Origin of the sequence: Psychroserpens luteus, assembly GCF_015319355.1 — a bacterium.
Lineage (GTDB): Bacteria > Bacteroidota > Bacteroidia > Flavobacteriales > Flavobacteriaceae > Psychroserpens > Psychroserpens luteus.
This window is the reverse complement of sequence record NZ_JADILU010000002.1, coordinates 591,322-615,936: the sequence shown is the minus strand read 5'-3', so window position 1 is coordinate 615,936 and position 24,615 is coordinate 591,322. Positions and strand designations below refer to the sequence as shown.

28 protein-coding genes are annotated in these 24,615 nt (G+C 30.5%); 22 read left to right on the top strand and 6 right to left on the bottom strand.

Annotated features, from left to right (window positions below):
• Positions 1–97: 97 nt before the first annotated feature.
• The 15 genes from IM744_RS06355 (at position 98) to IM744_RS06285 (ending at position 13,241) form a co-directional block, all read left to right on the top strand.
• Positions 98–1,633 carry an SDR family NAD(P)-dependent oxidoreductase gene (locus IM744_RS06355; protein ID WP_194507269.1) on the top strand — a complete coding sequence of 512 codons (1,536 nt, stop codon included), beginning with the start codon at positions 98–100 and terminating at the stop codon, positions 1,631–1,633.
• 82 nt (positions 1,634–1,715) lie between these two features.
• A complete protein-coding gene (locus tag IM744_RS06350; RefSeq protein ID WP_194507268.1) occupies positions 1,716–2,165 on the top strand; it encodes a KTSC domain-containing protein in 450 nt (149 codons plus the stop codon).
• Positions 2,166–2,381: 216 nt separating this feature from the next.
• Positions 2,382–4,076, top strand: coding sequence for a leucine-rich repeat domain-containing protein (locus tag IM744_RS06345; RefSeq protein WP_194507267.1), 1,695 nt, complete (start codon positions 2,382–2,384; stop codon positions 4,074–4,076).
• Positions 4,077–4,216: 140 nt separating this feature from the next.
• Positions 4,217–6,409, top strand: coding sequence for a tetratricopeptide repeat-containing sensor histidine kinase (locus IM744_RS06340; protein ID WP_194507266.1), 2,193 nt, complete (start codon positions 4,217–4,219; stop codon positions 6,407–6,409).
• Positions 6,409–7,146: a LytR/AlgR family response regulator transcription factor gene (locus IM744_RS06335; protein WP_194507265.1), complete on the top strand. Its 738-nt coding sequence runs from the start codon at positions 6,409–6,411 to the stop codon at positions 7,144–7,146. The genes IM744_RS06340 and IM744_RS06335 overlap by 1 nt, the downstream gene beginning before the upstream one ends.
• A 164-nt stretch (positions 7,147–7,310) precedes the next feature.
• Positions 7,311–7,460, top strand: a complete 150-nt coding sequence (locus IM744_RS06330) for a hypothetical protein (RefSeq protein WP_194507264.1) — start codon at positions 7,311–7,313, stop codon at positions 7,458–7,460.
• A gap of 92 nt (positions 7,461–7,552) precedes the next feature.
• Positions 7,553–8,122 (top strand): hypothetical protein, encoded by a 570-nt coding sequence (locus IM744_RS06325; RefSeq protein WP_194507263.1) that lies wholly within the window; start codon positions 7,553–7,555, stop codon positions 8,120–8,122.
• Between the two features lie 69 nt (positions 8,123–8,191).
• Complete coding sequence (locus tag IM744_RS06320) at positions 8,192–8,578, top strand: hypothetical protein (RefSeq protein WP_194507262.1); 387 nt, start codon at positions 8,192–8,194, stop codon at positions 8,576–8,578.
• Between the two features lie 52 nt (positions 8,579–8,630).
• Entirely contained in the window at positions 8,631–9,272 is a 642-nt protein-coding gene (locus IM744_RS06315; RefSeq protein ID WP_194507261.1) for a hypothetical protein, read from the top strand.
• A 164-nt stretch (positions 9,273–9,436) separates the two neighbouring features.
• Positions 9,437–9,844, top strand: coding sequence for a GNAT family N-acetyltransferase (locus tag IM744_RS06310; protein WP_194507260.1), 408 nt, complete (start codon positions 9,437–9,439; stop codon positions 9,842–9,844).
• A complete protein-coding gene (locus IM744_RS06305) occupies positions 9,844–10,128 on the top strand; it encodes a GNAT family N-acetyltransferase (RefSeq protein ID WP_241738292.1) in 285 nt (94 codons plus the stop codon). Before IM744_RS06310 ends, IM744_RS06305 begins: the two co-directional genes overlap by 1 nt.
• Before the next feature lie 102 nt (positions 10,129–10,230).
• The gene (locus tag IM744_RS06300) at positions 10,231–10,572 is read left to right on the top strand and encodes a hypothetical protein (RefSeq protein ID WP_194507259.1); all 342 of its coding nucleotides are present in this window, start codon (positions 10,231–10,233) and stop codon (positions 10,570–10,572) included.
• 94 nt (positions 10,573–10,666) lie between these two features.
• Positions 10,667–11,218: a hypothetical protein gene (locus tag IM744_RS06295; RefSeq protein WP_194507258.1), complete on the top strand. Its 552-nt coding sequence runs from the start codon at positions 10,667–10,669 to the stop codon at positions 11,216–11,218.
• Positions 11,219–11,227: 9 nt separating this feature from the next.
• A complete protein-coding gene (locus IM744_RS06290; RefSeq protein WP_194507257.1) occupies positions 11,228–12,097 on the top strand; it encodes an NADase-type glycan-binding domain-containing protein in 870 nt (289 codons plus the stop codon).
• A 19-nt stretch (positions 12,098–12,116) separates the two neighbouring features.
• Positions 12,117–13,241 (top strand): DUF6688 domain-containing protein, encoded by a 1,125-nt coding sequence (locus IM744_RS06285; protein WP_194507256.1) that lies wholly within the window; start codon positions 12,117–12,119, stop codon positions 13,239–13,241.
• A gap of 137 nt (positions 13,242–13,378) precedes the next feature.
• Here IM744_RS06285 and IM744_RS06280 read toward each other — a convergent pair whose 3' ends face one another.
• On the bottom strand, positions 13,379–13,723 hold the full coding sequence (locus tag IM744_RS06280; protein ID WP_194507255.1) for a winged helix-turn-helix transcriptional regulator: 345 nt from the start codon (positions 13,721–13,723) through the stop codon (positions 13,379–13,381).
• 254 nt (positions 13,724–13,977) lie between these two features.
• On the opposite strand from IM744_RS06280, the gene IM744_RS06275 reads away from it, so the two are divergent.
• The 7 genes from IM744_RS06275 to IM744_RS06250 all read left to right on the top strand — a co-directional run bounded on the left by IM744_RS06275 (position 13,978) and on the right by IM744_RS06250 (position 20,170).
• Complete coding sequence (locus IM744_RS06275) at positions 13,978–14,652, top strand: NAD(P)H-dependent oxidoreductase (protein ID WP_194507254.1); 675 nt, start codon at positions 13,978–13,980, stop codon at positions 14,650–14,652.
• Positions 14,653–14,680: 28 nt separating this feature from the next.
• Positions 14,681–15,688: a zinc-binding alcohol dehydrogenase family protein gene (locus tag IM744_RS06270; RefSeq protein ID WP_194507253.1), complete on the top strand. Its 1,008-nt coding sequence runs from the start codon at positions 14,681–14,683 to the stop codon at positions 15,686–15,688.
• Between the two features lie 145 nt (positions 15,689–15,833).
• Positions 15,834–15,959, top strand: coding sequence for a hypothetical protein (locus tag IM744_RS20780; protein ID WP_262892944.1), 126 nt, complete (start codon positions 15,834–15,836; stop codon positions 15,957–15,959).
• 188 nt (positions 15,960–16,147) lie between these two features.
• Entirely contained in the window at positions 16,148–16,771 is a 624-nt protein-coding gene (locus IM744_RS06265; protein WP_194507252.1) for a MarC family protein, read from the top strand.
• 26 nt (positions 16,772–16,797) lie between these two features.
• Complete coding sequence (gene kefF / locus IM744_RS06260) at positions 16,798–17,394, top strand: glutathione-regulated potassium-efflux system oxidoreductase KefF (protein ID WP_194507251.1); 597 nt, start codon at positions 16,798–16,800, stop codon at positions 17,392–17,394.
• 3 nt (positions 17,395–17,397) lie between these two features.
• Positions 17,398–19,287, top strand: coding sequence for a monovalent cation:proton antiporter-2 (CPA2) family protein (locus IM744_RS06255; RefSeq protein WP_194507250.1), 1,890 nt, complete (start codon positions 17,398–17,400; stop codon positions 19,285–19,287).
• A gap of 7 nt (positions 19,288–19,294) precedes the next feature.
• Positions 19,295–20,170 (top strand): SDR family oxidoreductase, encoded by an 876-nt coding sequence (locus IM744_RS06250; RefSeq protein WP_194507249.1) that lies wholly within the window; start codon positions 19,295–19,297, stop codon positions 20,168–20,170.
• Positions 20,171–20,286: 116 nt separating this feature from the next.
• On the opposite strand, the gene IM744_RS06245 is transcribed toward IM744_RS06250, so the two are convergent.
• From IM744_RS06245 to IM744_RS06225, 5 genes are read right to left on the bottom strand one after another with little or no spacing between them, the layout of a single operon-like run.
• The gene (locus tag IM744_RS06245; protein ID WP_194507248.1) at positions 20,287–21,093 is read right to left on the bottom strand and encodes a type 1 glutamine amidotransferase domain-containing protein; all 807 of its coding nucleotides are present in this window, start codon (positions 21,091–21,093) and stop codon (positions 20,287–20,289) included.
• Between the two features lie 8 nt (positions 21,094–21,101).
• Positions 21,102–22,262: an iron-containing alcohol dehydrogenase gene (locus IM744_RS06240; protein ID WP_194507247.1), complete on the bottom strand. Its 1,161-nt coding sequence runs from the start codon at positions 22,260–22,262 to the stop codon at positions 21,102–21,104.
• Between the two features lie 27 nt (positions 22,263–22,289).
• Positions 22,290–23,288, bottom strand: coding sequence for an NADP-dependent oxidoreductase (locus tag IM744_RS06235; protein WP_194507246.1), 999 nt, complete (start codon positions 23,286–23,288; stop codon positions 22,290–22,292).
• Positions 23,289–23,300: 12 nt separating this feature from the next.
• Positions 23,301–23,933: an NAD(P)H-dependent oxidoreductase gene (locus IM744_RS06230; protein ID WP_194507245.1), complete on the bottom strand. Its 633-nt coding sequence runs from the start codon at positions 23,931–23,933 to the stop codon at positions 23,301–23,303.
• 18 nt (positions 23,934–23,951) lie between these two features.
• A complete protein-coding gene (locus IM744_RS06225; protein ID WP_194507244.1) occupies positions 23,952–24,614 on the bottom strand; it encodes an NAD(P)H-binding protein in 663 nt (220 codons plus the stop codon).
• Between the last annotated feature and the right edge of the window lies 1 nt (position 24,615).

The window sequence follows — 24,615 nt, the reverse complement described above, 5'->3', positions numbered from 1 at the left end:
TTTTTTGACCATTTAAAATTTCCGAAGAAAAAAAGGGATACAATTTGAAACTGCTTATGTATCTTGCGCACGACATAAAAATGAGTATTTAATTGACATGAGTGAGACTAATTTAAATGATGACATAGAGTTCTGTATTACAACTTTACAGAAGATATTAGAGGATTCTAATCAGCTTTATGAACTCCCAGAAGACCAGAGAGTAGCGCTTATTAAAGTCGCTGGTCAATTGTCTAGACCAAGTCGTGAGGAACATAAACGTCGGAAAAAAGACGCGAAAAAAGCCATAAAACGCAAGATGATTGCTCGTGATAAGCATGCACGAAAAGAAACTGGTATTCGTTCTGCTCGAGAAGCTAGTGTTTTTACTGCTCCAAAATTATTGGCTCCAGCTCAAACTCAAAAAGACACTCCAGAATTAGAATCGCCAAGAAACTGTTACGTTTGTAAAACAGTATATACCAAATTGCATCATTTTTATGATACGATGTGTACAGATTGTGGTGATTTGAATTATGCAAAACGTTTTCAAACCACAGATTTGACTGATCAGGTTGCTGTGATTACAGGTTCGCGATTAAAAATTGGTTATCATATTACGTTGATGTTGTTACGATCTGGAGCAACAGTTATTGCAACGACACGATTTCCTGCAGATTCTGCAATTAGGTTTTCTAAAGAAGATGATTATAGCAAATGGAGTGATCGTTTGCATATTCATGGGTTGGATTTACGTCATATCCCAAGTGTAGAGATTTTTTGTAATTATATAGAACAGCAATATTCTCGATTAGATATTTTGATAAATAATGCTGCGCAGACGGTTAGAAGACCTTCCGGATTTTATTTCCACTTGATGGAACATGAAAAAAGGCCAATTTCAGAATTACCACTAAGAGCACAAGACTTATTGAAAAGTCATGTGAGTTGTTTACAAGAATTGACAGATTTGAGTATTCCAACCTCTAAAACTGCTAAAAACGATGTGTTGCCCGTGACATGGCATGGTCCAGAACCAGGAATTGGTTTGCGTTCTTCTGCGGAATTGTCTCAAATCCCGTACAGTTTTGATAATGCTTTACAAGCTAAAGAAGTATTTCCTGAAGGTGAATTAGATGCAGATTTACAACAAGTAGATTTACGAAAAACAAACAGTTGGCGTTTAACCTTAGGTGAAATTGAAACGACTGAAATGGTTGAAGTTCAGTTAGTAAATGCAGTTGCACCTTTTGTATTGTGTAACCGTTTGTCTAATCTCATGAAGAAAGAAAATACAGGTAAAAAACATATTATTAATGTGTCTGCGATGGAAGGGAAGTTCCATAGATTTAAAAAGGAAGACCGTCATCCACATACCAATATGGCAAAAGCTGCTTTAAATATGTTGACGCACACATCTGCAGCAACCTTTGCAAAATCTGGGATTTATATGAATGCTGTAGATACAGGTTGGGTAACCGATGAAGATCCAGCTGAATTATCTAAAAAGAAAATTGAAGTACATGATTTCCAGCCTCCTTTAGATATTGTAGATGGAGCAGCTCGTGTTATGGATCCTTTAATTGATGGGATAAACACAGGAAAACATTGGTGTGGGAAGTTTTTGAAGGATTATTTTCCTATTGATTGGTAAGATTTATTAAATATTAAAGCTCAAAGTATTGCAATTCATTTAAAAATAGGACGTACTTTCGCGCGCTCAAACAATAGTTGAAATGAAACGCATAAAACAATACAAGAAACTTTTTGGAATAGAAAACGAGATCGATTTAAAAATTCTTAAAAAATCGTATCGTAATTTAGTTAAGGAATGGCATCCTGATAAATTTCAAGATGGTCACGAATTACAGGAAGAAGCTGAGATTCAAAGTAGAAGTATTATTGATGGCTACCACTTTTTAGTGAGTATGGCTCCAGAAACTAAAGCAGCAAATTTAGAGGCTTATACAGAAACAATTACTAATGTAGGTATTGATGATTATCAACATAAAGGGATGTTGCTAGAAATCACTTTTCTTGATGGATCAACTTATGAATACTTTGGTGTGACAAAGCAAGTTTACATCAAGATGGTTAATAGCGGTAAAATCAATCGTTTTGCAAAACGCGCTATTTATCCAAAATACACGTATAGAAAATCTAAACGTACACTTGAGGAAGCATAATAAAATTCTCATTACATTAAATTATAAAGAAAGCCACAACTACTCGTTATTTGTGGCTTTATCATGTTTTATCATTAAAATGAAATAGTATAAAAACGAATATATAATCAGTCTAAACGCTTATTGTTTCAAACTACTCAAAAAAAGATTACCTATTTCTTAGTGTGTTTTATCAACTTATTTTGGCTTTAAATAAACTTTTAAAACCTATTTATGATGAAAAAAACACTACTTATTTTAATGACCTTATTTACAGTTGTGATTGGGTATTCGCAGACCTTTATAGCACTTGATAATAATAACAATACTTTAGAGTATAATATAACTTCAGCTAATACTGTTGAAGTAAAGGACTATATAGCTGGAGGTACTGATATTGATATACCATCTATGGTTGACAATACCGTTTGTACTGTTACTACAACATATACTGTTACTAGTATTGGTGTAAATGCTTTTAGAGAAAATCAATTAACCAGTGTAATGATTCCTAATAGTGTTACAAATATTGGTTTATATGCTTTTTTTATAAATAATTTGACAAGTATTACGATTCCTAACAGTGTTACAAGTATTGGGTTTTATGCTTTTTATTCAAATCTACTTACAACTATAACAATTCCAGATAGTGTTATTACTCTTGGAGCTGGTGCCTTTCAACTTAATCAACTAATAAGTGTTACACTTCCCAGCAGTATCACAAGTATTTCTGCTTTTCTTTTTTCTAATAATCAATTACAAAGTATTATTATTCCAAACTCTGTTACAAGTATTGGAGATAATGCTTTTACCTCTAATCAACTAACAAATATTACTATTCCAAACGCTGTTACAAGCATAGGCGATTCTGTATTTCGGTATAACCCTTTAACTTGTGTTATATCTGAATCTACAACAGCTCCAGCAATAACTACGGGTGCTAATGATACGTTTCATATTAGTGGAGATCGTAGTAATATTGATTTATCCATACCATCTGGCACAGCAAGTGTATATGTAGCTGCTCAATGGACAGGTTTTAATAGTGTTTCAGAAGGGCTTTCTGGTACTTTTGTAGTAGATCATCTAACGTATCAAATTAATGGAACGCCGAATAATGAGGTAACTGTAACAGATTATAATACAGCAGGTGGTACTGTTGTAGATATACCTGCTACTGTTGTTAGTGGTTGTATCGAATTTAGTGTTACTAATATTGGGAATCAGGTTTTTCAAGGTGATGGATTAACAAGTGTTATTATTCCTAATAGTGTTACTACAATAGGTGTTTATGCTTTTTTTCAAAATTCATTAACAGATGTTATTATACCTAGTGGAGTTACGGATATTGGTCTTGGTGTTTTTGAAACTAATTTATTGACAAGTGTCACCATACCTAATGGAGTTACTAATATTGGTCTTGGAGCTTTTAAAAATAATTCATTAACTAGTATTACTATACCTAATACCGTAACTAGTATTAGCATACAAGCCTTTAAGAATAATCCATTAGCTGATGTTATTTCTGAAAGTATAATACCACCTACTATATCTACTGGAGGTGCAAATGATTCATTTAGTAGTAACCGAAGTAACATACATTTACACATACCAGCTAATACAATGGGAGCATATGTTACAGATCCTGGTGCTTTATGGACAGGTTTTAATCCAGTAACTGAAGATGCAGCATTAAGTGTCTTAGATTTTGAGCTTATAAATGAAGTCATTGTAGTGACAACACCAAATGAGTTAAACGTAATCTCATCTGGTAATTCTATATTGGAAAACTATACTATTTACAGTATTACTGGCGCAAAAGTAAAAGTAGGTACAGAAAGCAACATAGTAATTGAAACGCTCTCAAAAGGAATTTATATTATTGAGCTAACTTTTGATACAGGTAAACTCACAAAAAAGTTTGTGAAATAAAAACAGTCTGTTTCATTTTTTTACTAACCGCAACGCTTTTTATTAAAGTGATTGCGGTTAGTTTAATTTATAATAATTAGTATATATTTCGATAGTATTTCAGAAAAAAAGAAATATTGAAAAATAATCATTCAAGTTATATGAAAATCATCAAAACATTTCTTGTTTTTTTAGTTCTCTTTTTGTCTTTTCCATCACTAAGTTTTTCACAAGAGAAAGTTATAGATAGTTTAAACAAAGTATTACTAAACCATAAAGAGAATGATACTACTAAGGTTAACTTATTAAATATACTTTCTGCCAATTACTCTAGTTTTGACTCCAAAAAATCTGAAGAAAAAGCTCAAGAAGCAAATAATTTGGCAAAGCAACTGAATTTTAGAAAAGGTGAAGCAAGGAGTTATATAAGGTTAAGTATTCAACATCGAAAAAAATCAGAATTGGATGAGGCTGAAGAGGATGCTTGGAATGCGCTTAAACTATATGAAGAGATAAACGATCAAGATGGTGTTAACGCGACATACATTAGCTTAGGTATTTTAGCACTTAATAAAAATGATCCAGATAAAGCTTTAGAATATTTTGAAAAAGTTTTGAATTACAGTAAACGAAATGGTGATTTAGAGCAGCAAGCTTCTATGTTAAATAATATAGGAGTCATCTCTCATTCAAAAGGGAATTTGGACGATGCTGTCAATTTTTTTAAACAATCATATGTTATTAGGGAACAATTAGGAAATAAAAAATTAGGCTTAGGTTCTTTGAATAATATAGGTGCTATTTGCCTCAATCAAGGTAAATACACAGAAGCTTTAAAATATTTTAACATGTGTTTATCTATTCATAGAGAAGACAATAACAAGGATGGAATTGCATTAGCGACTATTAATATGAGCGCAGTTTATTATGAATGGAAACAGTATGATAAGACACTTAGGTATCTAGAAGAATCATTAGAACTTAGTAAAGAAATACAGAATAGGAGTATGATAGCCAGTTGCTTAATTAACATAGGAGCTGTATACGCAGATTTGAATAAATTTGACAAAGCATTAGACTACATGACAGAGTCTTTGCTCATAAGTGAAGAAATTAATGATAAAGCAGAATTGAGTGCTGGTAATTTTCAACTTGGAGGTTTACGCCTTTCAATGGGTCAACCAGAAATAGCGTTAAAACATTACAAAACCTGTTTAGATATAAGTGTATCTCTTGAAGACAAGATTTATACGTGTCATGCTCATATTGGTTTGGCAAATACATTTGTTGAACTGAAAAATAATTCTCTAGCTTTATATCATGCTCTTGAAGGAAAAAGAATAGCTGATGATTTAGAAATGTTAGCACAACAAAAAATGGCCTCTGGGATTCTAGCTACTGTTTATGGTAGAACAGATAATTATTTGAACGCATATGAAAGTCATCAAGAGTTTAAAATATTAAACGATAGTCTGTTTAATAAAGAAAACATAGAGAAAATGACACAATTGGAATACGAATATAAGTATAAACAAGCCTTAGACTCTGCAAGTATTAGAGAATTAAAACTAACTAAAACTGTAAAAGATACCAATCAGAATTTAGAAAAATCACAGCGTAATTTATTTCTTGGAGTCATTGCTTTTTTGATTTTAGCTATAGTTTTAGGAGCTATAATTTTCTTTTTGAGACTACGAAATGAAAAAACAAAAACTCAAAATATAGAAATAGAACAAAAGTTATTACGATCTCAAATGACGCCACATTTTATATTTAATTCATTATCTGTTTTACAAGGGATGATTTTAAATAAAGAAAATAAAAAATCTATTTTATACCTCTCTAAATTTTCAAAACTATTACGTATTACTTTAGAAAATTCAAGAGATAAAGTGGTGCCACTTCATGAAGAATTAACAGCTGTAAACAACTATTTAGAGCTTCAAAACTTAGAAGTAAGCCAGACATATCAATATACAATTTTAGTAGGTGAAAATATAGATACTACTGCATTTGAAATTCCTCCAATGCTAATTCAACCCTTTATTGAAAATGCCATAGAACATGGTTTTCAAAATCAAAAGGAGAATAGAAAAATTGATATCGAACTTAAATATTCTAATGAAGATTTAATTTGTACGATTAAAGATAATGGTATTGGTATTGATGAGCAAAAGAAGCAAAAGAAGAAACATAAAAGATCATTAGCAACGACAATAACTAATGAACGATTAAAAATAGTATCAAAAGAATTTAAAACCAATGGCTCTATAACTATTGAAAACAGGCAAAAATTCAATGAGCAAGGTACCATCGTTACTTTAGTAATTCCTTATAAAAAACATATTGTATAATGAAGGCATTAATCGTAGAAGACAAAGTATACATTAGAAAAGGTTTACTCAATTTATTAGAGTTAATAGAAACCAATACACAAATCATTGGAGAATGTGAATCTGTAAAAGAAGCTGTAATTGTTGCCAATGCTTGTAAACCAGAGTTGGTTTTTCTTGATATAAATCTTACAGATGGAACAGGTTTTGATTTTTTAGACCAGACAGAACACCTCAATTTTAAAGTTATCTTTATAACTGCTTATGAAGAATTCGCTCTTCAAGCTTTAAAAATTGGTGCAGTAGATTATTTGTTAAAACCTGTAGATATAGAAGAACTTCAAACAGCATTAAAGAAAGTTTATGCATTGCCTATTTCCGAACAAAAAAAACAAATTAATACCGTCAAACAATTCTGGAAAAATGAAGGCTCTCAATTAATATTATCGCTTCATGATAGTTTTCAAGTGATAGATTTAAACGAGTTACTATTTTGTGAAACAGATAAAGGCTATACTACGTTTTACTGTAGTGATGGTAAAAAACACATGGTATCAAAAACCTTAAAAGAATTTGAAGAGCAGCTTTCTAATGCTAATTTTACGCGTCCACATCAATCGTTTATGGTCAACTTAAAGTTTATAGATAAATATGATAAATCTGGACAAATTCATTTAAAAAACGGAAAGAAAATACCAGTATCTTCAAGAAAAAAAGAAACTTTTCTATCCACATTTTTAAACTGGAACAAAAGCTAAACTCCAGTAATCTTCATTATTTATAATTCACTACATCATTCTCTTTTTACGAATAAGTCATCAAGTATCGCGCTTATTGATTCGTAATGCTCCAAAATAGATTTACTATTTCTTTCTTCATTTTTACCATATACATTTATATCTCGAATCGATAAAATCATTATATGGACACCATTAAATCAAAACTAGGTAAAGGAGGTTTGCTACTTGCAGCTTTAGGCATTATGTCTATTGTCCTTTCATTTTTTAATTACAACATTAGATTACTTTCATGGATAGATATTTGGGGCAATACGATGGGATGGATTATTTGAATTCTCTTAATCGCTGGAGGTGGAGCTCTATTTTTTCTCTTCGGAAATGAAAATGATGATTAATAACTAACATAAACTAAAAACCAATTAAAATGAAAACATTAAAACGTATAACAGTATTAGTAATTGCTGCAATGACTTTATCGTCTTGTGGAGGAGGATCAGGAAAACAACCAGCAACAGCAGATGGGTTTTCAGACATCCAAAACCAAATCCAAAGCGAATTTGGTGACGATGCTTATTTTACAGATATCAGTATCGTTTACAATGAATCTATTGGCAATATTGTTGGTGTTACTGTAACTCAAGATCCTAGTTCTTTAAAAATGGGTCAATGGAATCAAACCCAAGGTGTTTGGCAACAAAACCAAGACATTTCTATTCAAGTTCCTGAAGGCTCAAAAGCAGAGGATTTTATGTATCAGCTAAACAGTAAAATTAGCTTATCAAAATTAGGAGAACTAACCGAAAAATCTACCGCTCAATTAACAGCCGATAAAAAGATTGAAAATCCAACCTTGAATATGGCTTTCGTGAAATTTCCAAAAAATGGAGATGTATCAAAAACCGAATATACAATTATGTTAAAACCAGAACATGGTGGTACCACATTTACATTTCGTTATAATCTCAATGGAGAACTTATAGAAATGGACTATTAAAAAAACTAAAAGCCACTCTACATTATAAGTTTAGTTGCTTTTTAATTAGTAAATAAAATATATGAACCAATGGAAAAATTAATCACAATTAAAAGCGAGTACAATACTTTAGATTCACTTAATACCTATTTGAAAAGAGTCGCATCTTTTGAATGTTCTAAAGAATATGATAGTTGGGACATTAGAACAAATACTCATGGGCAAATGGAACAATGTGTAGTCATTAAAAAAAATGGGCTGCATGGTATGAAAGTTCATTTTGAAAACGAAAACACTTTAAAGATGACCTACATTATACCTAACAAAATGACGAATGCCTATTTTGGTAAAAGCCAAAAAAGATATCAAAATATATTAGAAATAGTAACTAATAAAATAAAAGATGCACTATTAAAACCTGCTCAGAATAAAGCTTTTAAAGAGATAGAACATGTGTTTTGTGAAATTTCGGCTTGATAAGAACGTATTAATAGTTAAAGGAAAATAAAATCAATAAAAAGTAAAAATTATGAAAAAAATTGCTAGTATTTTAATGATATTACTCATGGTTTGCTCATGTAGCTCAAATGATATCGAAACCACTGAAAGTAACAATTTTTATGCTTTAACAGAAGGGAATTCTTGGGAGTATAAATACTATGTTAAAGACAACGTTACAAATAATTTTGAAGCAACAACTATAACTGAAACGGTTAATATTACACATACTGCTGCTATAGATGGTATTATTTATTATAACTTTAAACATATAGTCGTTGGTAATGATGGTAACACTTTATTACCTGAAAATGGCGAACAAAACTTTATGTTAAGAGACTCTTTAGGTTTTTTAATAAATCAAATGGGGAAAATTAAATACTCGAATAACAATTATGAAGAGCATTTTGTAAGTCATATTGATGATATTAGTTTTAATTCATATAATTTGAAACTATCTAATGACGAAGATATTATTACAGTAGATAACTTAGGTGATTTTTATTGTTTAGATAATCATTATTTTATACGTGATGTTAATGGTAATCAATTAAATTCTACAGATCATATTTATAGAGAAGATGGAAAAGGAGAAATATTGAGTACACTATCATATGCATCACAGAGTGAACATTTCGCAGAAAAACGTTTAGAAGCTTATACTATTCAGTAATGTTAGCGATTTATGCCCTTAAAAATAAAGTTTAACAAACGATAATTAATCGTTTTAAACTCCATCTAAGAACCAAATTGAATCTTAAGAGTTATTACTGATTCAATTTAGTTTTTAATTAGTAATTTAAGTGCTGTAAATAACAGTATCAAAATGTAATCACGATGATAACCTATCAAGTAGAACATCATTTATCGCCAATTGAGTTTAAAGATCTACTCATCAAATCTACTCTTGGAGAACGACGACCTATTGATGATTCTGACAGAATAAAAGCTATGGTAGAAAATGCCAACTTAATTATTACAGCAAGAGATGATCATAAATTAGTAGGTATATCAAGGTCTGTTACAGATTTTGTGTACTGTACTTATTTATCAGATTTAGCAGTAGACAAAGTATACCAAAAATCAGGTATAGGAAAGGAACTCATTAGATTAACAAAGAAAGAAACATCAAAAGCAACTCTTATTTTATTGGCTGCTCCAGATGCTGAAAATTATTATCCACATATAGGCATGCAAAAAATTGATGTTTGCTTTTTATTGAAGCATCTAAACGATTTGAAATAATGAATATTAGAAAAGCAACCGCACAAGATATTGCAAAAATCGTTGAAATGATTGCAGACGATGAATTTGGACAAAAACGAGAAAATTTTCAAATACCTTTGCCTAAAGAATATTCAAATGCGTTTGATAATATAAACGCAGATAAAAACCAAGAACTTATTGTTTTAGAAAACAACAAACCTGAAATTGTTGGAACGTTACACTTATCATTTATTCAATACTTAACCTATCAAGGAGGGATTAGAGCACAAATTGAAGCTGTAAGAGTTAGAAAAGACCAATAGCCATTAAGTTTTATGAAGATTTAGGATTCAAAACAACTCATGAAGGAATGAAGATGCATTTTGAATAAAATCACACAGTTCAACACGACAACAAATTTGCTTATGAGTGTTTTAAAACGGATTTTAAATTATGGTATATCAACATTAATAGCATTTTTATGTGCTTTTATTTATATGCATATTATTTTAGGAACTCAACCAAAACCTTCTACAAATTTCATGAGAATGTTTGATTGGGTTTATGAATATACTTTTGTTTATATAGGAACAATCATTGGTATTATTATTGCTTTTTTATTTATTCTTATTGATTTTTTTTACTTAAATCATAAACTAAAAAACAGAAGATACTCAACAGTTATTCGCTTAATAATTATAATTCTTATTGCTGTTTTTGTGATGACAACTCATTATATTTTAGAAAAAGTTATTGATGTGATTTAATGAATGTGATTTTAAAAAAGTCTTCTACATTTATAAATATTACCTTTTTAGAATATAAATTGTTTAACAAATAATATTTAAAATTGAATAAAATATGAACAATATCAAATACTTTTTTGTTATTAGCATTTTGCTTTTAAATTCTTTTGAAAATAAAAACACGACAAAAAATTCAGAAAATACAGCCATATCAAAAGCAGATAATTTCAATGTTTCTAATATTGAAGAAACCATACTAAACACAGGTTATATTAATAGTAATTTATATAAAGGCGTGTTAAACGAAACGATTAAAATAACGCTATACATAACAGAACACGAAAATCCCTGTGGAGGAGAAGCAACATTTTTTAATGCGATGTATAAGTATGATAATCAAGATAAATGGATTTTATTGGATATCACCACAGATCGACAAAAAAAGAACTACTGCATGGTTGAAAATAACTTTACTGGTACTTTATTTTTAAACAAAAATAAAAACAATTTTAATGGTTATTGGATAAGTCCAGATGTTACAAAACAATATAAATTAGAACTAGAACATCAATTACTAAACACAAAGTTCGAAGCAGATGATACCATTATTGAACAATTAGATAATATTCTTTTTGATGATTTAATCTTTAATAAAAATGATTGTTAAAAGCTTAAAATGAAGCACTTATTATTCTTAATTATTTTATTAACGTCTTGTAATTCTAAAATAAAGGAAGAAAATAATGATGATTGTATTAATTCTGAAACCGTTACAATAAAATATAGTAAATTAAATTTTAATGATGATAATGAATACAAAAAGTCAATTAAAGAAAATATAATTATTGCTAAAATCGATAGTGTTTCACTCAATCAAATAAAACACTATACTAATCCTAAACAATCTATTTTTGAATATTACAATACTGAAACTTTAGATGAAGTAGAAATTTGGTCTGATAAAATGTTTGGCAGGTGCTGTACTGAAGCAGATCTTTTATATTCAGAATTATTAGACTTTGATATTAGTACTAATATAAAAAATGATAATTATCCTGATAGTAATTTATCTGATAAAACCTACGGAACAGCTTATGTTTTTAAAGAAAATGATAACGTAGAAATTACTCTAAGACTATTGAGAAATAGTGACAATCATGTTTATTATACTAATAAGTCAGTTGATGACGTTTTAAAAACTAAAGACACCATTTTAAAACCTTTTAGATTGAGCTTAGTTAATGGTTATGTAAAATCAGAAGATGTTTTCTATAAAAACGGAAGAGTTAAAGAAATGAAAATTCTTCTAAATAATAAATATAAGAACACCATAATGCTGCAAGACATACCTTTAATACAAGAGTTTAATGTTAATTTTCCATTTTTTAAAAATGATATTATCAAATTAGTTCCTATAAGTTATTATGAAGGAAGTAAATATAATGATGTCTGCATTTCAGAAATACAAAGTAGTTTAGCGCATATTACATATCCAAATCTTAATAAACGATATGTAATACGTGAACTACAAAATAGTAATCTTTAAAATATAAGTGATTTAATCCATGACTATATTCCCATTATTCTTAATAATTTTAGTTTCTTTTTGTTTTATCATTTTTAATTTTTTCTATTTCCTAAATAAAGGCAGAATAAAAACAAGAGATGCAATATTCAAAGTCATTCAAATTTGGACGGTTGCCATTGTTCCATTTGTTTTTATTCTAAGCTTTGATTTATGGAAAGAAAATGAATGTTGCATAGACAGTACCTTATTTTCTCCTCAACACAGAGTTGGTATCTATATATTGCTTTTAGCTTATACCGCATTTTACATCGTATCAATTTTTAAAAAACGTATTTTGCCACCTATAGCTGAGCTTCTTACGAATTCATTTTTAATACTTGGGTTAATCATTAATATTCTTTTATGCATTCATATTAATCCTATAGAAATTGGCTTTTTATTTTGGTTTTTTGGAAATGTTCCTATTATTTTATTGCTGTGTATAGAATTAGTCAAAAACCAAAAGACATTAAATCAGCACATAGAAGTACATGAATTGAATTCTACGCATATCTTCGGAAAATTTAGCTTGTTTATCCTGAAACTTAAACCAACTTATAAATACCCAACATTAACTCTAATTTTAGTTCCCATATTAATTTTATTATCACTATTTCTTTTACTTTTTGGACAAAAACCAGACAGTCTTATTAGTGCATTTACAGAAACCTATAAACATGGTTTTTCACAACTAGATCATTTGTGCGATAATGTTGAATGTGGCGGACATTTCTTGTGTTCAGTAGGAGCAAATGGACACCAATTTATAGTAAAACCGATTAGATATGGAGAACGAAATGGCAATAAAATAATTTGCAATAGGCAATTGTTAATTTCTAATGCCTTTGAAGATTTAGTTCATGATAACTATCCTATAATTCATAAAACCATCAGAAAGAATTATAATAGAGTAGGAGATCTAATTCATAAGCATTATCACATATTCAATAACAAACTAGTTGCTGATGTTGTTTACATTTTAATGAAGCCTTTAGAATTCGTTTTTCTATTCGTACTTTACACTTTTGATAACCAACCAGAAAACAGAATTGCAATGCAATATGTAAGTAAAAATGATAGACAAACTATAAGTGCTTTAAAAACCAAATCTGTAATAAAATGATACCATTTCTGAAACTTAACAGAACTATGGATATGAATTAAAAGTGAATAAAAAATGGGGTAAGAAATATTAAAAAAATGAATTTAGAACGAAAAACTAAGTTGATTAAATATTATTAAGAACAACAACTAAAATAGTTATTCTATAATCTCGCCTTTTTCCTCAGCAACATAAACTCCCCAATCTGCAATAGATTTGATTAACGGAATTAAAGTTTTTCCAAAATCGGTTAACGAATATTCTACTTTTAAAGGAGGTTTAGATGTATACACTTTTCTTTTAACTATTCCATCTTCTTCCAAAGTCTTTAGCTGTAAGCTTAAAGTGCGCTCTGTAACAGTTGGCATTTCTTTTCTTAATTCATTGTATCGAAGTGTTCCATCTATTAAATGAAATAAAATGACTGTCTTCCATTTTCCTCCAATAATTCCCATGGTTAAACTTGCGCAACATGGGTATTTTTTTCCTTTGAATTTATACATAATATATTTAAAAAATTATAATATTTATATTTACTGATAGTACAAAGATATAGCACTATACTAAATAATACAACTATAATTTTTATAGTAAATTATTTATTATTTAATTAGTTATCAATCAATATGTTATAACATTTATTATATACTATCCTTTTTGACCGTTATTGCGAGAAACTAAAACTATATATACTTTTGTCCCTATACTTTTGATAGTATAAATTATAAAACAATAAATCAGATAATAATACATAATTATGAATACACCAAACATTGCAAAAGAAGATATATTAAACGCATTTAATTTTAGACATGCTACCAAAGAATTTGACGCTACTAAAAAAGTTTCCGATGAGGATATGAAATTTATTTTAGAAACAGCACATTTATCTCCTAGTTCATTTGGTTTCGAACCTTGGCATTTTATTGTTGTTCAAGACAAAGAATTACGTGAGTTATTAAAACCTGTAGCTTGGGGAGCGCCATTAAAATTAGATACTGCAAGTCATTTTGTATTGGGTTTAAGTATGAAAGCACCAATGGTAAAACATGATGCAGATTACATTATGCACATGATGAAAGATGTAAAACAATTACCAGAAGATGTTATTGAAATGTATTCTAAATTCTACAGAGAATTTCAAGAAAATGATTTCGATTTAGATACAGACAAAAAATTATTCGATTGGTCTTCAAAACAAACCTATATCACATTAGGTAATATGATGACTGCTGCTGCTTTAACAGGAATTGATTCTTGTCCGATAGAAGGTTTTCACCAAGAAAAAGCAGAAGCATTATTAAAAGAGAAGTTTGGAGTAGATACCGATAAATATGGTTTATCATTTATGACTGCTTTTGGGTATAGAAAAGCAGATCCAGAACATGGTAAATCAAGAAGAAACTTTGAAGATATCGTGACGTTTAAATAAACATTTCCATCTAAAAAAACACAAAAAAATGAAAGCAATAGGATATAAAGAGAATCTTCCAGTCGAAGATGTTAATTCATTACAAGACATAGAATTAGACACACCAAAAGCTACTGGAAAAGATATTTTAGTAGAAATTAAAGCTATTTCTGTAAATCCAGTAGATTATAAAGTCCGCGCAGGAATGCCAGTAGAAGGAGATGATTGGAAAGTTATTGGATGGGATGCTACAGGTATTGTAAAGGAAGTTGGAGATGATGTTTCTTTATTTAAAGTTGGTGACGAAGTTTGGTATGCTGGGAATTTTACACGTCAAGGTAGTTATGCACAATATCAAATAGTGGACGAACGTATTGTTGGTAAAAAACCTTCAAGTTTATCTTATGCGGAAGCTGCTGCTTTACCATTAACAACACTTACAGCTTACGAACTATTGTTTGATAGATTACAAGTTGCAAAAGAGGATGCTAGCAAATCCATTTTAGTTATTGGCGCTGCTGGAGGTGTTGGTTCTATTTTAGTGCAATTGGCTAAAAAGCTAACAAAACTGAATATTATTGGTACTGCTTCTCGTGAAGAAACTACAGATTGGTTAAAAGAATTGGGTGCAGATTCAGTTATTAACCACAGAAATAAATTAAGTGAAGAATTAGAGAACTACAATCTTGCAGCTCCAGATTATGTAGTTAGTTTAAACGGAACCGAACAACACGCAGATGAAATAGCTAAACTTATTAAACCACAAGGTAGATTTGGTTTTATTGACGATCCAAAAACTTTTAACGTGATGCCTTTTAAAGCAAAAGCGGTTTCTACACATATCGAATTTATGTTTACACGTTCTATGTTTCAAACCGAAGATATGATAGAGCAACATAATATTTTAAACGAAGTGTCTACTTTAATTGATAACGGGACGATTAAAACCACGTTAGGTGAGAACTTCGGAATTATAAATGCGAAAAACTTACGTAAAGCTCATGCTTTCTTAGAAACAGGAAAAGCAAAAGGTAAAATAGTTTTAGAAGGGTTTTAAGATTCACTTACAAAACCATTTTACATTTCCAGATTTAAACCTATTACAACAGATGTTTCTTTTAGATAATTTAAGAATTGATTAATAGTTGAAGAAGTCATTAGTTAGAAGTGACTTTTTCTATTTTACGGAACAAGTAGAAGTCATGAATAAAACAATAATAGTAACAGGAATTACAGACGGAATTGAAAATTTCATTGTAAAAAAAAGTAATTGGATTACGATTCAAAAAACGCCAAGAAAACACCCTTTTAAAGTATCGGATTTTTAATAGTCATAAATACTTTTTCAGTAAAATGCTCCAATTAATTTAGTGATTAATTGGAGCATTTCTTATATTATAAAACGAATAGAAATTGATTCAATTTTATAGTATTAAAACGATTTAAAAAAAAGACAAAATTACTTAGGTAATACAGAAGTAATTTAATTTTTTTGCAGATTATAATTTCATAATTAATGGATAACTTAATTACATTTTCAATTACGGTATTTACAGCCTTTTTTGCTATAACGAATCCTATATCAAACATGACTGTTTTTGTGTCTTTAACACAAGGTGCCGATAAGAAAACAAAACATGATATCAATAAACGATCCAATATAATCGCATTTATTATTGTAGCTGTTTTTGTGCTTTTAGGAAAATATATTTTCGAATTGTTTAATATCAGTATTCCAGCCTTTAAAATTACAGGTGGTATTTTGATCTTTTTTATTGGGTTCGACATGCTGCAATCAAAACAGTCTAATGTAAAAACTCTGGATAACGTTCATGTAGATGAAAATATTGCTGTTTCACCTTTAGCGATACCAATTTTAGCAGGACCAGGAACTATTGTTACTGCAATGAATTTTGTGTCTAATGTGGAAACAATACATATCATTTTAGTCATTCTTATATTTGGTTCCATGAGTCTATTAACCTATTTCACATTTAGATTAAGTGATTTAATTGTTAAATTAGTTGGTCATAATGTGATTTCTGTAATTGGAAAAATTATGGGATTAATTATAGCGATTATTGGTACTGGTATGATTATCCAAGGAATTAAAATTTCTTTTAATTTAATATCTACATAACATAAAGTGCAATATCTAGACTGAATATGAAAAAAATACTAGTGCTTTTTTCCCATCCTAAATTTGAGAAATCTAGAGCAAATACAGCACTTGTTAATCATATAAAAGACATGGAAGGTGTCACTTTTCATGATTTATACGAACGTTATCCAGATTTTCATATTGATGTTCCTGCTGAAAAAGAACTATTAACCAAACATGATGTCATTATTTGGCATCATCCTTTTTATTGGTATAGTTGCCCTCCTTTAATGAAACAATGGATAGATATGGTTTTAGAGTTTGGTTGGGCTTATGGTCCAAATGGTAATGCCTTGCAAAACAAAACCTGTTTAAATGTGATTACTACTGGTGGCTCTAGAGAAGTCTATTGTTCAGAAGGTAGTAATAGCTTTACAATCCGTCAATTTTTAAGACCATTCGAACAAACTGCTAATTTATGTGGGATGAGTTATTTACCACCATTTGCTGTAATGGAAACACATAAATTAAGTGATGACAATTTAAACAAAAATGCAATTCAATATGGGAATCTAATTACTTTACTTAAAGATAATCTGACCAATAATGATTGTAAAGGATTCTCATTTATAAACGATATTCATAAATTAAATACACCTTAAACTATGACTGGAAGTATACTTTTTGAAGCCATAGTTTTTCTTGCAGGAGCCATTATTTGTGTATCTATTGCCAAACGATTAGGTCTAAGCTCTGTAATAGGTTATTTATTAGCAGGTGTATTAATTGGTCCTTATGTTTTAGGATTTATAGGAAATGAAGGGGAAGATATTTTGCATTTTGCAGAATTTGGAGTAGTAATGATGCTATTTTTAATTGGATTAGAAATTGAACCAAAAAATTTCTGGAACATGCGAAAAACCATACTTGGGATGGGAGGAATACAAGTAGGAGGAACCATGTTGCTATCGTATATACTGTTTTCCGTTTTAGGTTTTGAGTGGAAAGTAGCTTTGGTTATTTCTATGGCTGTGGCATTATCATCTACAGCAATTGCTATGCAAACTATAAAAGAAAAAAGATTAATGGATACTACATTTGGTACGTCTTCTTTTTCCATTTTATTGTTTCAAGATATTATCGTGATTTTCATGTTAGGTTTTATTCCACTGCTATCAAATGTAGATGGTAATGCTTCCGCAGAAAAACATAGCGAGCATACCAATTTATTAGAAAGCCTGCCTATTGGTTTTCAAACTTTAGCTATTATTTTATCAGTCGTTTTAATCATTGTTGCCGGTCGTTATTTAATAGTTCCAATGCTAAGAAAAGTAGCTAAAACAGGTGTTCGAGAACTATTAATTGCAGCTGCTTTTTTAATTGTTTTCGGAATTTCATTTTTAATGGAATACGTTGGAATAAGTCCTGCTTTAGGAGCATTTCTGGGTGGAGTAGTACTCTCAAATAGTGAATTTAAGCATGAACTAGAAAGCACACTCGAGCCTTTTAAAAATTTATTTTTAGGTTTGTTTTTTATGGCTGTTGGCGCATCTATTAACTTTATTGTTATCGCTAAAAGTCCGTTAACTATTGGAGGAATTCTAATTGCAATTATCGCTATAAAAGCTGTTGTTTTATTTATAACAGGTCATATTTTTAAATTAAAGCTAGACCAAAAATTACTGCTTACTTTCAGTTTAGCTCAAATTGGAGAATTTGCTTTTGTATTATTATCGTTTGCATTCGGACTTAATATTTTATCACAAGATCAAATGGATATGATGTTAGTGATAACAGCGCTTAGTATGTCACTTACACCAATTATCGGTATTATTAACGAGCGTTTTATTCTACCAAAAATTGGTACTAAAGAATCTGTAAAACGACCAATGGATCATATTGCTAAATCACATAAAATAATACTCGTTGGTTTTGGTCATTTTGGAAGTACCATTGGACGTTTTTTGCGTTCCCATGGCGTCGAAGCTACCATTTTAGATCATGATTCTAATCGTGTTGATTTTCTTCGGAAAATGGGATTCGAAGTGTATTATGGAGATGCAACTCGTCTCGATCTATTAGAATCTGCAGGAATTGCAGAAGCTAAAATAATTATTTGTGCTACAAATAAGATTGAAGTTTCTAAAGCTATTAGCAAAATAGTAAAAGAGAAATATCCACATGTAGAACTCATGATTCGTACTAAAAATCGATATGATGCTTACGAGTTGCTTAATCTTGGAAATGAAAATATCTATCGAGAATCCTTAGAAACTTCATTAACCTTAGCTAAAGATGTATTGAGTAAAATGGGTTTCAGAAAATATACGTTAAATAGACAAGTACAGAATTTTATCAAGTATGATGAAGATAGTTTAAGACGTTTAGCTTCAGAACCCAAAAGAGAAGATAACTACATTTTTAGAGCAAGGAAAGAGTTAGAACAACAGGAGAAGTTTTTAAATGAAGATTTTAAAAGAGGTATTGTAGAATTTGATAATCATTGGGATAGCGAACACATTAGAAAAGCTGTAGATAACAAACAAAATCAATAAAATCATCATGCAAAAAGACATACCACATATTGTAATCGCAGTAACATCAGCAAGCGGGAAATTAGGAGCTTCAATAGTTAAACACCTAATCCATATCATTGGTAAAGATAATGTCATTGGAATTGCACGCACACCAGAAAGAGCAAAGCATTTGGGAGTTGAAATTAGAAAAGGAGATTATAATAATCGTGAAGATTTTAATGAAGCATTAAAAGGAGTCAATGTAGTATTGTTGGTTTCAGGAATGGATCAGCCAGATCAAAGAATCATACAACATAGAAATGTAATTGAAGCAGCAAAAAAGAATGGTGTTGATAAAATAGTCTATACAAGTATCGTTGGAGCAGAAGAAAATAATGCTTTTAGCCCTATAGTTCAAAGTAATAGACAAACAGAAAAAGATGTACAAGATTCTGGTTTAGAATGGGTCATTGGAAGAAATGGAATTTATATTGAACCAGATTTAGAATACCTAGACACTTATGTGAAAGAAGGTGAAATAAGAAATTGTGCTGCAGATGGAAAATGTACATACACAAGTCGAGAAGAATTAGGTGAGGCTTATGCTAAAATGTTAACAGAAGAAAAACATAACAAACGAGTGTATAATCTAGTTGGTGATGCTATTACACAAAGTCAACTAGCAAGTGATATCAATCAAGTTTTTAATACAAATCTTGTCTATAATTCTGTTTCTGTTAAAGCATATAGAGCTGAAAGAACTGCTGCATTAGGTGATTTTATGGGAACTGTTATTGCAGGAATTTATGAAGGCATTAAAAATGGAGCAAATGATGTGACTTCAGATTTTGAAAAAGCAGCTGGAAGACCTCATATATCTACAATTGAAATGATGAAAACTTTTAAGAGAACACAAGATTAACGTTCTGCTGTAAGATTTTAAAGTAAATACACTACCAATTGTTTTACTTGCTAATAACAAAAAAGGTTGCCTAATTTGGACAACCTTTTTTGTTGGAAAATTTAAATTCTAGTATACTATTTCAAACTCTCTAATAATTTTTCAGCAACCAATTCTGAAGAAGCTGGGTTTTGACCAGTAATTAAATTACCATCTTGCACAGCATAAGGTTCCCATTTTCCTAAATTAGAATAAAATGCACCATTTTCAATAAGCATATCTTCAAGTAATAATGGAACGACTGCAGATAATCCTACAGCTGCTTCCTCTAAATTTGAAAATCCAGTAACTTTTTTACCCTTTACTAATGCAGTACCATCTGCATTTTTAACATCTTTCAATACTGCTGGAGCATGACAAACAAATGCAATTGGTTTATCTTGACGATCAAATTTTTCAATTAAAGCAACAGAAGTCGCATCATTAGTCAAATCCCATAATGGACCATGACCTCCTGGATAAAATACTGCGTCAAAATCATCAGCATTCATATCTGATAATTTGTTAGTATTTGCAATTTTAGCTTTTGCATCTGCATCTTTATTAAAACGCGCTGTAGCTTCTGTTGCAGCATCTGGAGTATCACTACTTGGATCAATTGGTGCAGCGCCTCCTTTTGGAGTGGCAATAGTAATTGTTGCTCCTTTATCTAATAATGAGTAGTATGGGCTTGCAAATTCTTCTACCCAAAACCCTGTTTTTTTTCCTGTATCTCCTAATTTATCGTGAGATGTTAATACAAATAATATTTTCATTTCTTTATCTTTTTTTAATTCTGTTTTTACTTCTGAAACTGTTTCAGAAGGTGTTTCGCTTTTTGTGTCTTTACAACTTGATGCTGTAATGATAGTCAGCGTTAAGGCTATTGATTTAATGAATTTCATTTTTAATTTTAGTAAGCCATTTTTACTATTTTTTCAACCTTGTCTGGCGATAATGTTTGGTGTTCTCCTAAACCTAACCAACCACGATCTGTAAAACGTTGCGAGATTTTTTCAGCAGTTCCTTCATAATCTTTAGTGTAATCTGATAGTTTTGTATCGATTCCTAATTCATGGAAAAAGTCTACTGTTTTTTCAATTGCAGCATAAGCTTTATCGTCTGTACTTCCTTCAGTAATATTCCAAACGCGTTCACCATATTGTGCTAATTTTTCTTTTTTAGCTTCAAAATTAAACTTGTAATGGCTAGGAGCAATGACAGCTAGCGTACGTGCATGATCGATACCAAATAAAGCAGTTAACTCATGTCCAATGGCATGAACAGCCCAATCTGTTGGTACTCCTTTTTGTATTAATCCGTTTAAAGCCATTGTGCAACTCCACATAAAGTTTGATGCAGCTTTGTAGTCTGTTGGATCTTTTATAACCGTTGGTGCAACTTGAATTAAAGTTTGTAAAATACTTTCAGCAAAACGATCTTGTAATAATGCTCCAATTGGATACGTCATGTATTGCTCTAAAACGTGAGTAAAAGCATCGGTTAATCCATTTGCTAATTGACGTTGCGGAATTGAAGTAATCACTTGAGGATCTAAAATAGAAAACTCAGGAAATAAACCAGGTCCACCCATTGCTAATTTCTCTTTAGTTTCTGCTCTTGTAATTACTGCACCAGAATTCATTTCAGATCCTGTTGCTGGTAACGTTAAAACCGTTCCAAAAGGCATTCCTTTTTCAGTTTTGATGTTTTTAGTTAAAATATCCCAAGGCGTATCACCATCATAGACTGCAGCAGCAGATAAAAACTTAGTTCCATCAATTACAGAACCACCACCAACAGCTAATAAATACGTGATATTTTCGTCTTTAACAACTTTTAACGCTTCCATAAGTGTTGCGTACTCTGGGTTTGCAGGTATTCCTCCAAACTCGATAACATCAACTTTTGATAACGCTGTTTTTACTTGGTCGTATATTCCGTTTTTCTTGATACTTCCTCCACCATAAAGCAATAATACTTTAGCATCTTGAGGTATTTCTTTTTCTAATTGTTTTATTGTATCCTTTCCAAAAATAATTTTGGTTGGGTTTTTAAATTCAAAATTGTTCATCTTCTTTTTCTTTTTAATTATTTTAATCTAAATTTTTACTATCATTTTTCCTTTGTTTTTACCTTCAAATAAATCGATAAAAGCATTCGGAATATTATCAAAACCTTCAACTATAGTTTCTGTATATTTTAATTTTCCTTCGGCTAACCAAGTAGATAAATGTTGCATCGCTTCTGGGAATTTATCTGCGTAATTAGACACAATAAATCCTTGCATTAAAGCACTGTTTTTAACTAAGAATGGCTGTACGCTTATACTTGTCGGTAATTCTGTTTCATTATAAACAGAAATAGCACCACAAACTATAATTCTTGCGAATCTGTTGATGTTGAATAACACAGCATCAGATATTGGTCCTCCAACATTATCAAAATAGAGATCTACACCATTTGGAGCTAATCTTTTTAGGTCTCCATTTATGTCTTTACTGGTGTTATAATTGATACCTGCATCAAAACCAAACTTGTTTTTTAGCATGTCAATTTTCTCATCAGTTCCTGCAATTCCTATGACATTTAGTCCTAAGATTTTTGCAATTTGACCAACAACACTACCAACAGCTCCAGCTGCTCCAGAAACAACAATCGTCTCTCCAGCTACAGGTTTTCCAATTTGAGTTAATCCTAAATAGGCGGTTAATCCTGTCATTCCTAAAACACCTAAGTATGTGCTTAAAGGCGCTTTAGAACCATCTACTTTATGTAAGCCTTCACCATTTGATATTTGTTGCGTTGACCAGTTTAACATACCAGACACGTAATCACCTTCTGCAAAATTTTTGTTTTTAGAAGCAATGACTTTAGCAACTACACCAGAATGTATTGGCTCATTTAATTGAAAAGGAGGAACGTAAGATTTTGCATCGCTCATTCGACCTCTTAAGTAAGGATCTACAGATACATAAGCTGCTTCTAAAAGTATTTCTCCTTCAGAAATTGTAAGCTGAGCATCATCAGTCACAAATTCAAAATTTGAAACTGTAGGTTTTCCTTTAGGTCTATTATTTAATAAAATTGTTTTAGTCATGATAATTATTTTTTAGTCTATTACAGTTACTAATTCTTCCATAGGTTTTCTAACCTTTACAAGATTTACTAACCAATCTGCATCTTCTTTTCTATAACCAATTGGTAACATTACAGCACTACGTAAACCTTTTTCACGTAGACCTAGAATTTTGTCTACAGCATCTGGTTCAAAACCTTCTAATGGTGTTGCGTCCACACCTTCAAAAGCTGCAGCAGTTAAAGCTTCTGTGAAAGCAATGTAAGCTTGCCTGGCAGCATGATTAAAGTTTTCTTCTGGATCTTTTTGAGGATACATACTTAGTAACATCTGACGGTAGTTTTCCCATCCTTCATTTTTAAATCCACGAATTTCATTAGTTAAATCAAACATGTGGTTAATACGCTCTGCAGTATAAGTATCCCAAGCAGCAAAAACGAGTAGGTGAGAGCAGTCTGTTATTACAGATTGATTCCATGCTACTGGTTTAATTTGTTCTTTAATGGCTTGGTTTTTAATTACGAAAATCTCGAAAGGCTGTAATCCGCTAGAAGTAGGAGCTAAGCGTGCAGCTTCTAAAATGCGTTCTATTTTATCTTCGGAAACTTTTTCGCCATTCATCGCTTTTGCAGCATATCTCCACTTTAATTTGTCTAATAATTCCATATTCTCAATTTTTTTTGGTTAATTTTCTGAAAGTTCTTTGATCTCATCCGAAGTTATAATCACCTCAGAATGACTTGTATTATTTGCTAAGTATATCATCGTTTTTGCAATATTTTTAGCATCAATTATTTTGTATTTTTTTAATGTTCCGATAAATAATGGTTGGATGATTTTAAACACACCCAAGCCTATCTTTTCTAGTGTTCTATTTTCTTTACGATCACCACCAATTAATGAAGGTCTTAAAATGTAAGTGTGTTTAATTTGTTCTTGCAACACATCATATTCCATTTCTCCTTTGGTCTTGTTATAAAACACACTACTTTTTTTATCTGCTCCCATTGCAGAAATCACTAAGAATGTTTGGATGCCATTTTCCGAAGAAAGTCTTGCAGCATTCACTGGAATCCCATAATCTATTTGTTTGTATAATGCTTTATTGGGTGTTTTTTTATTTGTTGTACCTATACAGCAATACACTTCATCTGCAATAAAATCTGCTTTAAACTGGTCTAGCTCTAAAAGATCACCTATAAATTGTGTCACTTTTTTTGGCAGACCTTCTATTTTAGAACGTGAAAATAATTTGATACTGCCATATCGATCATCTTCAATTAGTTTTTGAAGAATACTGCTACCAGTTAAACCTGTAGCTCCTAATATAATTGCTGTTTTTTTCATA

Excerpts from the sequence above, each read along its gene's own strand:
- IM744_RS06245 (WP_194507248.1), bottom strand. The coding sequence starts at position 21,093 with ATGAAATTCATTAAATCAATAGCCTTAACGCTGACTATCATTACAGCA.
- IM744_RS06265 (WP_194507252.1), top strand. The coding sequence starts at position 16,148 with ATGGATAACTTAATTACATTTTCAATTACGGTATTTACAGCCTTTTTT.
- IM744_RS06255 (WP_194507250.1), top strand. The coding sequence starts at position 17,398 with ATGACTGGAAGTATACTTTTTGAAGCCATAGTTTTTCTTGCAGGAGCC.
- IM744_RS06225 (WP_194507244.1), bottom strand. The coding sequence starts at position 24,614 with ATGAAAAAAACAGCAATTATATTAGGAGCTACAGGTTTAACTGGTAGC.
- IM744_RS06325 (WP_194507263.1), top strand. The coding sequence starts at position 7,553 with ATGAAAACATTAAAACGTATAACAGTATTAGTAATTGCTGCAATGACT.
- IM744_RS06290 (WP_194507257.1), top strand. The coding sequence starts at position 11,228 with ATGAAGCACTTATTATTCTTAATTATTTTATTAACGTCTTGTAATTCT.
- kefF (WP_194507251.1), top strand. The coding sequence starts at position 16,798 with ATGAAAAAAATACTAGTGCTTTTTTCCCATCCTAAATTTGAGAAATCT.
- IM744_RS06345 (WP_194507267.1), top strand. The coding sequence starts at position 2,382 with ATGAAAAAAACACTACTTATTTTAATGACCTTATTTACAGTTGTGATT.
- IM744_RS06240 (WP_194507247.1), bottom strand. The coding sequence starts at position 22,262 with ATGAACAATTTTGAATTTAAAAACCCAACCAAAATTATTTTTGGAAAG.
- IM744_RS06315 (WP_194507261.1), top strand. The coding sequence starts at position 8,631 with ATGAAAAAAATTGCTAGTATTTTAATGATATTACTCATGGTTTGCTCA.
- IM744_RS06300 (WP_194507259.1), top strand. The coding sequence starts at position 10,231 with ATGAGTGTTTTAAAACGGATTTTAAATTATGGTATATCAACATTAATA.
- IM744_RS06355 (WP_194507269.1), top strand. The coding sequence starts at position 98 with ATGAGTGAGACTAATTTAAATGATGACATAGAGTTCTGTATTACAACT.
- IM744_RS06275 (WP_194507254.1), top strand. The coding sequence starts at position 13,978 with ATGAATACACCAAACATTGCAAAAGAAGATATATTAAACGCATTTAAT.
- IM744_RS06305 (WP_241738292.1), top strand. The coding sequence starts at position 9,844 with ATGAATATTAGAAAAGCAACCGCACAAGATATTGCAAAAATCGTTGAA.
- IM744_RS06230 (WP_194507245.1), bottom strand. The coding sequence starts at position 23,933 with ATGGAATTATTAGACAAATTAAAGTGGAGATATGCTGCAAAAGCGATG.
- IM744_RS06320 (WP_194507262.1), top strand. The coding sequence starts at position 8,192 with ATGGAAAAATTAATCACAATTAAAAGCGAGTACAATACTTTAGATTCA.
- IM744_RS06280 (WP_194507255.1), bottom strand. The coding sequence starts at position 13,723 with ATGTATAAATTCAAAGGAAAAAAATACCCATGTTGCGCAAGTTTAACC.
- IM744_RS06285 (WP_194507256.1), top strand. The coding sequence starts at position 12,117 with ATGACTATATTCCCATTATTCTTAATAATTTTAGTTTCTTTTTGTTTT.
- IM744_RS06340 (WP_194507266.1), top strand. The coding sequence starts at position 4,217 with ATGAAAATCATCAAAACATTTCTTGTTTTTTTAGTTCTCTTTTTGTCT.
- IM744_RS06335 (WP_194507265.1), top strand. The coding sequence starts at position 6,409 with ATGAAGGCATTAATCGTAGAAGACAAAGTATACATTAGAAAAGGTTTA.
- IM744_RS06310 (WP_194507260.1), top strand. The coding sequence starts at position 9,437 with ATGATAACCTATCAAGTAGAACATCATTTATCGCCAATTGAGTTTAAA.
- IM744_RS06235 (WP_194507246.1), bottom strand. The coding sequence starts at position 23,288 with ATGACTAAAACAATTTTATTAAATAATAGACCTAAAGGAAAACCTACA.
- IM744_RS06295 (WP_194507258.1), top strand. The coding sequence starts at position 10,667 with ATGAACAATATCAAATACTTTTTTGTTATTAGCATTTTGCTTTTAAAT.
- IM744_RS06250 (WP_194507249.1), top strand. The coding sequence starts at position 19,295 with ATGCAAAAAGACATACCACATATTGTAATCGCAGTAACATCAGCAAGC.
- IM744_RS20780 (WP_262892944.1), top strand. The coding sequence starts at position 15,834 with ATGAATAAAACAATAATAGTAACAGGAATTACAGACGGAATTGAAAAT.
- IM744_RS06350 (WP_194507268.1), top strand. The coding sequence starts at position 1,716 with ATGAAACGCATAAAACAATACAAGAAACTTTTTGGAATAGAAAACGAG.
- IM744_RS06270 (WP_194507253.1), top strand. The coding sequence starts at position 14,681 with ATGAAAGCAATAGGATATAAAGAGAATCTTCCAGTCGAAGATGTTAAT.
- IM744_RS06330 (WP_194507264.1), top strand. The coding sequence starts at position 7,311 with ATGGACACCATTAAATCAAAACTAGGTAAAGGAGGTTTGCTACTTGCA.